The sequence below is a fragment of the Phyllobacterium zundukense genome, from assembly GCF_002764115.1.
Lineage (GTDB): Bacteria > Pseudomonadota > Alphaproteobacteria > Rhizobiales > Rhizobiaceae > Phyllobacterium > Phyllobacterium zundukense.
Map to the genome: position 1 here is coordinate 2,345,813 of NZ_CP017940.1, position 12,478 is coordinate 2,358,290.

The window sequence follows — 12,478 nt, forward strand, 5'->3', positions numbered from 1 at the left end:
ATGGCGCGATGGAAGATAGTGCGATGCGGCCGCGCGGGTGGATATAGCCCGCGCGGCGGTTCAGGCTAGTGTGCAAATGCAGGTGAGCAACACGGCATTTGCACCAGTTACGCATCCATCAAAGGATGAAATCACTGGCCGAAAAGCCGCTTTGGTCAGGTGCGAAAATATTAATCTCCAGCGTACCGTTTCCGGTGTTGACATGAATATAATTGTTGAGGCCTTGCCCAAAAACCTGGGCAACTTGACCAGGTAAGGCGCCGCCTGGTTGGAATCCCACCCAGACAAATTCCCCCGGAATCAGCGCCGACAGATCAATTGCATCTAATGACGCCTGGTTGAATCCCACGACCATATCAGTCAGGCCAAACAGGGGAGAATCCGCCACGCTCGTATAGACGAATCTATCGTCGCCTCCTGATCCAACCAGATTGTCGGCTCCAACCCCGCCATTCAGGATGTCATTGCCGGAGCCTCCGTCCAGGGCGTCATTGCCGTTTCCGCCAATGAGCGTGTCGTTACCTTCGTTTCCTTCGAGGACGTCCTCGCCATCGCGTCCTTCGAGGGTGTCATTCCCAAGCCGGCCAAAGAATGCATTGTCCGTCGAGCCACCACCCATAATGTGGTCATTGAACGCGCTACCGATGACGTTTTCATTGGAAATCAGGGTATCCCCCTGGGCATCGCCGCCAATGCCCAATACCCCCACGGTCAGATCAACGGTGACTGCGCTTGGGGAAGTCGAATAGTCGACAATGTTGAGATTGGCCCCGCCATTCAGCACATCCGCCCCGGCACCGCCAATGAGCGTGTCGATGCCAGCGCCTCCTAGCAGCGTATCGTTTCCGCCGCCGCCGTAGAGGGTGTCGTTGCCAGCGGCGCCATTCAGCGTGTCGTTGCCGTCGAGGCCGATGAGAATGTTGGCGAGATTGTCACCGGTCAGGTTGTCGGCGAAATTTGAACCGACCAGATTCTCGATACCCGTCAGAACATCGCCGAGGGCATCTCCTGCAAGCCCGGTCCCTGCCCCATTGAGCGTGAGTGCCACGGTTACGCCCGCTGTGGCGGTAGCATAACCGGCGGTATCACTGCCAGTTCCGCCTGTAATGACGTCGCCAACCAAGCCGAGCAGGCCAGGACCGCCTTCGAGATAATCATTGCCGCCGCCACCGTTGAGAGTATCGAGCCCGCCAAGGCCGTTCATGTAGTCGCTGCCGGCGCCGCCCTGCGGAGGCAAATCATTGCCCGCAGTGCCGGTAAATTCTCTCACCACGCCCGTGATGCCGAGAAGCGGAAAAAGTGCGGAAATTTGAGCTGGAATAGCCATAACCATGCCCTCCCTTTAAAAGGGCTGCAAAGGGCCGGTATCCTCCCCAGGGCCTGCCACCCCTGCAACTGCAGGTTCTATTCTATACCTCCTTCGGATTAAATCAAAGCAACTTATGTTAAATCTGAGCTACATCTTACGTAAAGTGTATAGCCCAAAAGTATTATACTTGCGCGGCAAGAAGAAGAATTTGCGTTGTGGAACAGAGAGTTGCGTGGTTCGTCGTTCGACGAAGCTCTCGGTGGGGAAGTGGGTTGGTTGTAAGGATCGTCGCTGACGGGTGTGCTGCAACAGCCGATGCCGGCTTATCTCGCCTCTTGCGGGAGAGAAAGGATTTTCCTGGATTTAGCCTCTTCGCTAAATCCTTGGAAAATCCAAGAGAGGGGGTAGTTCAGTGAAGCAAATCCCCTCTCTGGCGATTTCTAGCACTTAGCCAAGAGGCTAAGATGCTGAAATCGCTACCCGGGGCCGAGCCACGGGTCTCGCCCGCCTTCGGGCCCCACAAGGGGGGAGATAATCGGCATCGGCCGTAGACGCCGTCCTTTCAAATGCCGCTCAATCAGCTAACCTTTTGTTAAGAGTGCTTTCATACGTCCGCCATTATTATCTGATGATCATGTCCCTGGTTCCGGGGGCACCCGCTTTCAAATAACTGGTATCCGAATGCTGAGAACTCCTGTTTTGCATCATGTTCTTCTTGGCCTCACGCTTGCGCTGACGGCTACGGCTTCCCATGCCCAGAATCCTGCGCCTTCCGCCGCCGTCCCCGTGCCGGGGCTGAAGCCTTTCGCCTCGACTGGAACAAGGGTGAACCCGGCGATGCAGGCCGTCACGCGGCCGGACCCGGTGACGACGGCGGGCATTACCCAGCCTTCGAGGCCATCGGCGATTGCCGGGAGCCTGAAGAGCGGCCTCGACGCGATCGCCTCCGGCGACGTGAACCGCGCGCTCGGCATCCGCAACGGCCTGCCAATCAATGCACTCGACCGGCATATCCTGACCTGGGCGATCGGCCTTTCCAACGCGCCGGGCGTGCCGAGCTCGGAGATCGCCCATGCGGCCGCCGAACTGCCGGGCTGGCCGGGCATGGCCACCTTCCGCAACAATTCGGAGCGGGCGCTGTACAAGGAAAGTCCGGCGCCGTCGATTGTCATCAATGCTTTCGGCAATACCCCGCCGCAGACAACGGAGGGCGTGGTCATCCTCGCCCGCGCCTATGTGGCCAGCGGCAACCCGGCACGCGCCCGCCAGATCCTCGCGCCGTTCTGGCGCACGAAGAAGCTGGATGACGGCCAGGAAGCCATGATCCTCAAGGAGTTCTCGCAGGTGATCGCCCGCGACGACCATCTGACGCGCATGCTGACCATGCTCTATGAGGGCAAGGTCAAGTCCGCCGGGCGTGTCGCCAAGCTCGCCAATGCGGATTCGCTGTTCCAGGCCTTTGCCGCCGTTCTGCAGAAATCGCCCGATGCGGGCAAGAAGCTGGCGCAGGTGGATGGCTCCTGGGCGAAAAACGCCGCCTATATCTTCGCCAAGGCGCAATATTTGCGCCGCCAGGAGAAGTTCCGCGAAGCGGCGGATGTGATGGCTACGGCCCCGCGCGATGCGGCGGCGCTGGTCGATCCCGATGCGTGGTGGACCGAGCGGCGCGTGCTGTCGCGCGAACTGCTCGACATTGGCGACGCCAAGCGCGCCTACCGCGTGGCGGCGATGCACAGCGCCGAGACCCCAACCGTGGCCGCCGATGCGGAATTCCACGCCGGCTGGGTGGCGCTACGGGCGCTGAACGATCCGAACACGGCGCAGCGGCACTTTGCCCGTATCGCCGAAATTTCGTCGAAGCCGATGTCGGCCTCGCGCGCCTATTACTGGCTCGGACGCGCGGCGGAAGCCGGTAGCGCCGGAAGTGCGCGCGACTATTACGGCCGCTCCTCACGCTACGGCACCACATTCTACGGCCAGCTGGCAGCGGCGAAGCTGGGCCAGTCCGCCTTGCAGTTGCCCTACCCCAAGCCGACGGACGCCGAGCGGGCACGCTTTGCTGGGCGCGAGGCCGTGCGGGCGATCCAGCGGCTGGAGGACACCGGCTATGATTCACGCGCGGCGATGCTGTATACGAGTCTGGCGCAGGAGCTCGACAGCCCCGGCGAACTGGCGCTGCTGGCCGTGATGGCGGAGCGCAAGAAAAACCATTATGTCGCCCTGCGCGTCGGCAAGGCGGCGGCACAGCGCGGCATCGACGTCGGCGCCCTGTCGCATCCGATCGGCGCCATTCCCGCCAACGCCAATATTTCCGGCTCCGGCACGGCGCTGGCCTATGCCATTGCCCGGCAGGAGAGCGAATTCAACCCTGCCGCCGTTTCCAGCGCCGGGGCGCGCGGCCTGCTGCAGCTCTTGCCGGGAACGGCCAAGGGCGTCGCCACCCGCGCCGGCATGAGCTATTCGAAGGACCGGCTGACCACGGACGCCGCCTATAATGCGACGCTCGGCGCGAAATTCCTCGGCGAGCAGATCTCGAAATTCGATGGTTCGTATGTGCTTACCTTTGCCGGTTACAATGCCGGGCCGACGCGCGCCAATGAGTGGATCGTGAAATATGGCGACCCGCGCGGCAAGTCCGTCGACGAGGTCGTCGACTGGATCGAGCGCATTCCCTACACCGAGACGCGCAATTACGTGCAGCGGGTGATGGAAAATTACGAGGTCTATAAGGCGCGATTGACCGGCAAGGCGCAGATCGAAAGCGATCTGACCGCCGGACGGCGGGGTTGATGCCGCGTTTATCTCCCCCTTGTGGGGTCCGAAGGGCGGGCAAGACCCGTGGCTCGCCCCGGGTAGGATTTTCCTGGATTTAGCCTCCTTGCTAAATCCTTGGAAAATCCAAGTGAGGGGGTATTGTAGTGGCTCTAAATCCCCTCTCTTGCGATTTCTAGCACTTAGCAAGAGCTAAGATGCTGAAATCGCTTTCTCTCCCACAGGGGGAGAGATAACACTGCATCGTCGTGCTCTTTAATTTCATCATTTTCATATTCATTGGAGTCATACTATTGAGCGATTCTTTTAACGAGATTTTCTACAATGCGCCGGACGGCCTGAAGCTTTACGCGCGGGTCTATGAGCCGGAGCAAACGGTCGACACCCTGCCAATCGTCTGCCTGCCAGGACTGACCCGCAACGCCAGAGATTTTCACGAACTGGCGCTCACCCTCGCCGGCCACGCGATAACGCCGCGCCGGGTGATCTGCTTCGATTTCCGCGGACGCGGGCGCTCGGCCTATGACCCGGACTGGTCGCATTACAATATCGGCACCGAGGCGGGCGATGTGATTGCCGGGCTCGCCCATCTCGGCATCGCGCGGGCGGTGTTTCTCGGCACCTCGCGCGGCGGAATGGTCACCCATATCCTCGCGGCCATCGCACCGCAGCTGCTGGCCGGGGTGATCCTCAACGATATCGGCCCGGAGCTCGCGCCGGAAGGCCTGATGGAGATCAGCGAGAATCTCGGCAAACGCTTGGGCGACGAACCGCCGAACCCAAGGAATTTTGCCGAAGCGGAAGCGCTGCAGCGCGCGGCGCTGGGCGAGGCGTTTCCGGCGCTGACCAATGCGGACTGGGAGCGCGGGACCCGGGCGAGCTACGTGGAGAGTGGTAACGGGGTGCGTCCCGATCATGACCTCAATCTTTTAAGGACGCTGGAAGGCATCGATTTCAGCCAGAAACTGCCGGACCTCTGGGCGCAGTTCGACCTCTTCGCCGAATTGCCGCTGCTGCTCATCCGCGGCGAAAATACCAAGCTGCTGTCGAGCGAAATCGTCGCGGAAATGACCCGCCGTCACCCCGCCCTGCAGGTGATCAATGTCGCCGGTCAGGGCCACGCACCGCTGCTTGAAACCGGGCAATTGCCGGAGCTGATCGCCGCGTTTACGGCGGGGATCGATCTAAGGGCGGTGTGAGTTTTGAGGTCGTCCTCTGTCCCTGCCGCACAATGAACGGCTTGCGACAGCCGATGCCGGCTTATCTCTCCCCTTGCGGGAGAGAAAGGATTTTCCTGGATTTAGCCTCTTCGCTAAATCCTTGGAAAATCCAAGTGAGGGGTTAGCTCAGTGAGGCAAATCCCCTCTCTGGCGATTTCTAGCACTTAGCAAGGGCTAAGATGCTGAAATCGCTTTCTCTCCCACAGAGGGGAGAGATAACGCGGCATCGGCTGCCGCAGCACACCCGCAGAGGGCATCGGCATCCCCCACCCGCCACAAACAAAGGATTTTCCAGGGGATTGTGGGCTGAAAAATCCCCTCTTCTGGCGAATTCCGGCGAAAGCTTCGCTTCGATCGCCAAGATGGTCGGATCGCAATCCCAGCGCGACCGGTCATCACGCCAGGATTGCGAAGGCTCCCCGGCGGGTGAATGCCGGGGAGTTTTGGGGGCTAGAGGATGAAATCACTGGCCGTTAAATTCCGAGCCTCTCCTGAGAATTCCACATAGAACCGGAAATCGGCAATACTGTCACCATTTACATCCCCTCTGACAACAGTTTGGAATTCGAACTCCTCAAAACTAAGTTGACCAGCTTGGCCGGTAAAATTCGTTACGATCACAAATTGATCATTAATGTTCGCTGTGTTGGCATTGGCGTCGATGGCATACAGGTCGATTATATCTCCACTTGTAAAGTCTTCTATAGTTTCGTCCTCATCTAACTCTGCATCCAAAATATCACGATACATGAACGTATCGTTTCCAAGGCCACCTGTTAGTTTATCTCCCTGACCACCACCCACCAGCACATTGTTACCATTGTCACCAATAAGAATATCGAAGCTACCACTACCTATTATATTTTCGATCAAGGTCAGCGTGTCGCGTTCCGCGTCGCCCCCGATTCCCGTTCCTGAACTGAGATTCACCCGTATTGGAGTAGCCGTCGAAGAATAATCTGCCGTATCAATGCCATCTCCACCGTTGAGCATATCTCCGCCCAGACCACCGACAAGCGTGTCATTGCCATCGCCACCGTTGAGCGTGTCATTGCCATCGCCGCCGTAGAGGCTGTCATTGCCGCCATTGCCGTTGAGCGTGTCATTGCCGCCCATGCCGAGGAGCTTGTTGGCGGCGTTGTTGCCGGTCAGCGTATCATGGGAATTCGAACCGACGAGGTTTTCGAAACCACCCACGACCTTATCGCCCTGTGCATCGCCGCCAGAGGGGCGCCGGCGCCGAGCAGGTCGAAGCCGCCGAGCGCGTTGAGTGTTACAGCCACTGCAAGCTCTGAGTTGAAATAGCCGAGCGTGTTGTTGCTGCCGCCAAGATCGGCGAGAATATTGTCGGCGCCCTTCCCGCCTTCGATATAATCAACGCCTAACCCGCCGGTAATGGTATCGACATTGCCCTGGCCCTGATAATAGTGCGGATTATCTGCATAGGCCTTGACATTGATCCTGTCGTCGCCAAAATCCACCGTAATGCCCGCGATGCCGAGAAGCTGCCTTACGTCGTCAGGTAATATAGGTAATGCAGGCATAACCCGCCCTCCCATTAAAAGGGCTGCAAAGGGCCGGTATCCTCCCCAGGGCCTGTTACCCCTGCAACTGCAGGGACAGGATACGCCTTGTCCGGCAAACAAAGTAGTAACTTTATATTAAACCACCTATAGTCATGAGTATTTATTACTGAATGTTAAGCATAGCCCAAAAGCATTATAGCGTATTTCGCCAGATGAATGATTCATCAACAGAAACAAATACTTGGGCGATTGCAGAGTTTTGTCGCATGGTGGACAGGTTCAGCCGGTGGTCAGCTGCCGCATAAGCTTTGCGTGGATCGTCGTTCGTCGTTCGTCGTTCGACGAGCTCACGATGACGAAGCTCACGATGAGGATGTCACGATGAGGAAGGTGGATGGCGGCTGGCGCGATGATTATCCCTCCCCTTGCGGCTCGCGCTCGACAGCCGATGCCGATTATCTCTCCCCTTGCGGGGCCCGAAGGGCGGGCGAGACCCGTGGCTCGCCCCGGGTAGGATTTTCCTGGATTTAGCCTCTTCGCTAAATCCTTGGAAAATCCAAGTGAGGGGGTAGCTCGGTGAGGCAAATCCCCTCTCTGGCGATTTCTAGCACTTAGCAAGGGCTAAGATGCTGAAATCGCTTTCTCTCCCACAAGGGGAGAGATAATCGGCATCGAATGTCGCAGCACACCCACAGAGGGGGGAGATAACCGGCATCGGCTGTCGCAGCACACCCACAGGGGGAGAGATAACCGGCATCGCAAGAGGAGAGCTAAGCGCTTAGCCGCTCTTGCCGGTTTTTGAAGTCCTTGCGGGAGGCTTCGGCGCAGTGTGAATCGCAGGCCTTGCGGGCGCCTTGGGCGCAGCCGTCGTCTTCGCAACCTTGGGCGCAGCCGTGGTCTTCACAGGCTTCGCCGCAACCTTCGGCTTCGCTGGCGGCTTCACCAGCGCGGCTGCCTGCTTGCCCCAGTTTTCGCGCAGGGCGCGGCCGGGAAAGCCGATTTCCTCGCTGACCCATTTGGCCTGGTCGACGCTCCAGCCGGCGATCTGGTCATAATGGAAAATGCCGAGCGCGAAGAGCTTTGTCTGGATGCCGGTGCCGATGCCTTCGATGGCCGTCAGGGCGTCGGGCTTGCCACGGCGCGCCGCTTTAAGAGTCGCGGGGCGGTTCTTGTCGTCCTGCCGGGGATTTGGCACAGGCTTCGCCAGCGTCCTGGCGGGCACTTTCTTCGCGGCCGTCTTGCGCGCGGACCGGGCGGATGGCTGGGGTGCGGAAGGGGCAAGCGGCGGGATGGGCTCGGCCGGCGGAATCATCGCGGCCGCCTCGCGCGCCGATTTCCGCACATCGTCATTGGCAGGAATGCCCAAGGCCAGCCGCGCGTCGGCCGCTTTGGTGGAGCTTTCAGCAATAGAATCGCTTTTTGGCGAGAACCGTTTGAAAAGATTGCCTAAAATCGCACCGACGATAAAGGCGGCGGCGATGAGAAACAGCGACTGAAGAATGAATGCAACCATCGTTCCCTATCCCACATCGAGCGGACTTCAGCTGTGTGCGCCATCATGGGTCGACCAGCCGACATAGAAACCAACAAGAGCAGCTATCAGCAGAAAGAGCCAGAGCTGAGTGATCAGGTACCACATGCTTTTTCTCCTTAGGGCCTTTAGTTGCTGCTCGTACTGGCGGGCGCCGCCAGCTTCACTTCCCCCGGCTTACCATTGCCAGGAAGAGCGAGGCGCAAGGCGGCATTGATGGCTTCGTAATCGGCGGAGTTCGCGGCGGTGCCGCTGATACTATAGGTTTCGCCGGCAATTTCCACCTCGCCATTGGTGAGTTGCGCCGCCTGGGCCAGGGCGAAACTGGCGAGATCGAAAAACCCCTGCGGAGCGCCGCGCGCCACGGCCATTTCGTCGAGAATTTCGATGCCGGGCATGGCGCTTTCCGCAGCAGCGAGGATCCGGGCGCGCGAATCGCCATAGGGAACATTGCCGGACAGCAGGATTCCATCGTCCGATTTGGTGATGACGAAGGAGAACGGATCGGCAAGCGGCAGAAGCGTGGTATCATTTTCAACGACACGGACACCGGGCGTCTCCCCGGCGATCTTCAGCGCGGCAGCCTGTGCCTCTTCCGAGGGCGCGATACCCTTCAGGATGAGATCCCGCCCATCGACATCGGCGCTCGCCCATGGGTTTTGCGATTCCAGCGCGGCATTGACCTCATCGGTGAGTTTCTGGTCGACCGGTCCGGCGAGAAACCACCCGGCCAGAGCCGTGAGCAGCGCTGTGGTGATGACGCCTGGCCAGAACCAGCTCTTGATGGTGCGCATATATCAAGTCTTTCTCTTCGAAGCAGTTTTCTGCCGCATGTTCACCGCCATTTCAACACGGCGATATGTCGTCAGCATGTTGTGAACAAAAGAAAACCCGGCAGCTTGCGCTGCCGGGTCTCAATCAACCAATCCAGTAAAGGATTAGAAGTTACGCTGGAAGCGGATGATACCAGCAAATGCGTCATCGCCATCATGTGGGCGAGTATCGCCGTCGAACGAAGTGTAGGCGATTTCAGGTGTGATCACGAAGCCAGGAACGATCTCGTAAGCTACGTTCAAAGCAGCAGCAACCGTGCCTTCGTCTTCGTAAGCAACCTGGCCGTTGATCGTGGCCTTTTCGCTAACCTTGAAGGAAGCGCCACCCCAAAGAGCCCAATCGCCGTACCAAGCACCATAGAACTGAGTTGGTGCGCCATCGAAGTCAGACTGATAGCCGCCCATGATGAAGGCAGAAATGGTGTCGGTGAACTTCACGTCCAAACGCAGCTTGCCAGCGAATTCTTCGGCAAGTGCATCGTAACCAGCAACACCGGAGATTGCGCCCCAACCCTGCTCGAACTTCACACCAGCAACAACGTGCGGCATGTAGTCGTCGATGATGTGAGCTGAATCACCCTGTTCCAGGCCGACCGTGGCCGAGAAACCATTGCCACCAGCAAAAGTGTAGCTGATCTGGTTTGTACGTCCGCCACCGTAATCGATGACATCGTCGAAGATCACGTTACCAGCAGAACCGGTCCATGTGTCGAACTGCGAGTCCGTCACACCAACGCGGAAGCCGCCGAGTTCGATGTAGCCATGGGCCAGAGTTTCGGTCTGCTCAGCATAAGATGGATTGAAGCCATCTTCGTCGTCACCTTCACGACCAGCAGTGTAGTCGAAACGGGTTTCGATGTACGAACGCAGTGTGCCGAGTTCGGTTTCCGAACGGGCATCGAAGCGCAGCGTTGCACGAGTATGCTTGGTCCATGTTTCGGTGTCGATGCCAGTATACGGATCATCGCCGCCCTGTGCGTCGTAACGAAGATAGCCGCTGATCTTCAGGCAGGTTTCGGTCCCCGGAATATAGAAGAAGCCTGCGCCGTATGCGTCGCAAACGCGAACGTATTCGACGGGCTCTGGTTCAGCAACAACGACTGCGTCTGCAGCACGTGCGCCGGTTACTGCAACGAGGGCTGCAGCGGAGCCGAGTAGAAGGCTCTTGATGTTCATTTCTGACCTCCAGTCAAAGTTAAAAATGGGTCTGGGCATTCCAATTTGGCTGAAGGACAACCTGTCCCCATCCCCTAAGTCCAAGAAGAAATGCGATGAACGCCCTTCCTCCCGACAGACCATACTCGCCAGCGTCGGGGTTTCAACCACGAATGTCGGGTGAAGCGACTTGTGGCGGCTCTATGGCAGAGCGCTGTTGCACAAATGACACGAAATCGCCTCGGGGCCTGCAATATCTTTACCACTCCTTAATATAGGTAACCCGGTTTTTAATAAAATTCTTCACGGCATGGCGGTATTGGAACGGCAATTGCCCGCAGAATCGGCCAATAAACCGCCATTCACGGCCGATCGTCGAATCGAATCATAGATTTGCCGCCTCTCTCAATGGTGATTTGACATGACATATCTTTACCTCGTTATCGCCATAGTCTGCGAAGTGGTAGCGACATCGGCCCTCAAGCAGGCCGATGGTTTCACCAGGCTCTGGCCCTCGGTAGTCTGCACTGTCGGCTATGCCGCCTCATTCTATTTCCTGTCCATTCCCATCAAGACGATCCCCGTCGGCGTTGTCTATGCGATCTGGTCGGGCGCCGGCATCGTGCTGATTGCGGCCATTGGCTGGTTCTGGTTCAGGCAAACGCTTGATTTGGCTGCAATCATCGGCCTCACGATGATTGTCGCCGGGGTTCTCATCGTCAATCTGTTCTCCAGCTCCGTCGGCCATTAAAGCTGGCCTGACGTCCCGTTTCCCGTCTGGCCTCCAGCGAATCTTGACTGGAGGTCAGAAATGAACATCAAGAGCCTTCTACTCGGCTCCGCTGCAGCCCTCGTTGCAGTAACCGGCGCCCGCGCTGCAGACGCAGTCGTCGTCGCCGAACCAGAACCCGTCGAATACGTCAAAGTTTGCGACGCATACGGCGCGGGATTCTATTATATTCCGGGAACAGAGACCTGCCTGAAGATCGATGGCCTCGTTCGAGTTGATGTCCGGGCCGGCGACGACCTGGGCGATGGCACTGCACTCGATACCTATAAAGGGCTGACTCGCGGTGAAGTACGTTTCGATGCCCGTTCGGAAACCGAACTTGGCACATTGCGCTCCTACATCGCATCCAGGTTCGACTTCGTCGATGGCGTGAACTCTGCCGGCATTATCCCGCACGCATACATCGAGCTTGGCGGTTTCCGCCTCGGTGTGACTGATTCGCGTTTTGATGCGTGGACCGACGGTGCGGGCGCTGTCATCGAAGATGGCCTCGTATCTTACGCTGGTGGACGCACCAATCAGGCCAGCTACACCTTCACGGGCGGCAATGGTTTCTCGGCCATCGTTGCTCTGGAACAGGGTGATACCGCCCACCAGATCGAGGATTACCTGCCTCACATTGTGGCAGGTGCGAAGATTGAACAGGGTTGGGGTTCGGTTTCGGCCGTTGGCGGTTATGACTCGAATCAAGAAGAATTCGCCGGTAAGGTCCGTTTGGACGTGAAGTTCACCGACACGATTTCCGCTTTCGTTATGGGTGGTTACCAGACTGGCGGCGAAGTGGATGATTATTACGGCGCATGGAATGGCGACTGGGCCGTATGGGGTGGTGCTTCCTTCAAGGTCACCGAACAGGCCACGATCAATGGCGCGCTCTCCTATGAAGAGGCAGGCAAACTGGCTGCTGTACTGAACGTCAACTACACCCTTGTTCCAGGCTTCGTCATCACGCCAGAAATTGAGTATGTCACGTTCGATGACGATCACGACGACGCTTTCGGCGGCATCGTTCGCTTCCAGCGCAACTTCTGATCCCCTGATCTGACATATCTACCAGCGCCGGATTTTCTCCGGCGTTGGCTTTTCCCCAAATTCATTTTGAACAATCAATTTTCAGCGTTCGCATAGGCGGCGCACAGACATTTAAGCGGAGAAAGGATTCCTGGAACGGTCGCGGACCGAGGAGACAGTGAAATGTTTGGACAACGACCCTCGAGGTTGGACGTTGATGAGACCCGCAACGGATTCATCAAACGGGAGGCTATTAGCCTAAAGAGGCATAGGTTCCCGGATTGCGCTTTTCGGAAAGACGGGTACAACTCGTCGCATATTTATCCGATGC

The 12,478-nt window shown here is 58.0% G+C and carries 10 protein-coding genes; 4 read left to right on the forward strand and 6 right to left on the reverse strand.

Annotated elements, in window-relative coordinates; translation table 11 throughout:
- Positions 1–118 precede the first annotated feature (118 nt).
- Positions 119–1,327, reverse strand: coding sequence for a calcium-binding protein (locus BLM14_RS11850; RefSeq protein ID WP_099999547.1), 1,209 nt, complete (start codon positions 1,325–1,327; stop codon positions 119–121).
- Positions 1,328–1,990: 663 nt separating this feature from the next.
- Between BLM14_RS11850 and BLM14_RS11855 the strand changes: the two genes are divergently transcribed.
- Complete coding sequence (locus BLM14_RS11855; RefSeq protein ID WP_099999548.1) at positions 1,991–4,099, forward strand: lytic transglycosylase domain-containing protein; 2,109 nt, start codon at positions 1,991–1,993, stop codon at positions 4,097–4,099.
- A gap of 275 nt (positions 4,100–4,374) precedes the next feature.
- Positions 4,375–5,280 (forward strand): alpha/beta fold hydrolase, encoded by a 906-nt coding sequence (locus BLM14_RS11860; protein WP_100001239.1) that lies wholly within the window; start codon positions 4,375–4,377, stop codon positions 5,278–5,280.
- A gap of 471 nt (positions 5,281–5,751) precedes the next feature.
- Here the strand turns inward: BLM14_RS11860 and BLM14_RS11865 are convergent, their stop codons facing one another.
- The 5 genes from BLM14_RS11865 to BLM14_RS11885 form a co-directional block, all read right to left on the reverse strand.
- The gene (locus BLM14_RS11865; RefSeq protein WP_099999549.1) at positions 5,752–6,498 is read right to left on the reverse strand and encodes a calcium-binding protein; all 747 of its coding nucleotides are present in this window, start codon (positions 6,496–6,498) and stop codon (positions 5,752–5,754) included.
- The gene (locus BLM14_RS11870) at positions 6,450–6,845 is read right to left on the reverse strand and encodes a hypothetical protein (protein ID WP_099999550.1); all 396 of its coding nucleotides are present in this window, start codon (positions 6,843–6,845) and stop codon (positions 6,450–6,452) included. Before BLM14_RS11870 ends, BLM14_RS11865 begins: the two co-directional genes overlap by 49 nt.
- Positions 6,846–7,605: 760 nt before the next feature.
- Positions 7,606–8,340, reverse strand: coding sequence for an endonuclease (locus BLM14_RS11875; RefSeq protein WP_099999551.1), 735 nt, complete (start codon positions 8,338–8,340; stop codon positions 7,606–7,608).
- A gap of 146 nt (positions 8,341–8,486) precedes the next feature.
- Positions 8,487–9,152, reverse strand: coding sequence for a BON domain-containing protein (locus tag BLM14_RS11880; protein ID WP_099999552.1), 666 nt, complete (start codon positions 9,150–9,152; stop codon positions 8,487–8,489).
- Between the two features lie 144 nt (positions 9,153–9,296).
- On the reverse strand, positions 9,297–10,367 hold the full coding sequence (locus BLM14_RS11885) for a porin (protein ID WP_099999553.1): 1,071 nt from the start codon (positions 10,365–10,367) through the stop codon (positions 9,297–9,299).
- A gap of 400 nt (positions 10,368–10,767) precedes the next feature.
- Here BLM14_RS11885 and BLM14_RS11890 point away from each other — a divergent pair, with 400 nt between their 5' ends.
- Complete coding sequence (locus tag BLM14_RS11890; protein ID WP_099999554.1) at positions 10,768–11,097, forward strand: DMT family transporter; 330 nt, start codon at positions 10,768–10,770, stop codon at positions 11,095–11,097.
- A 60-nt stretch (positions 11,098–11,157) separates the two neighbouring features.
- Positions 11,158–12,168 carry a porin gene (locus BLM14_RS11895; RefSeq protein WP_099999555.1) on the forward strand — a complete coding sequence of 337 codons (1,011 nt, stop codon included), beginning with the start codon at positions 11,158–11,160 and terminating at the stop codon, positions 12,166–12,168.
- Positions 12,169–12,478: the final 310 nt, after the last annotated feature.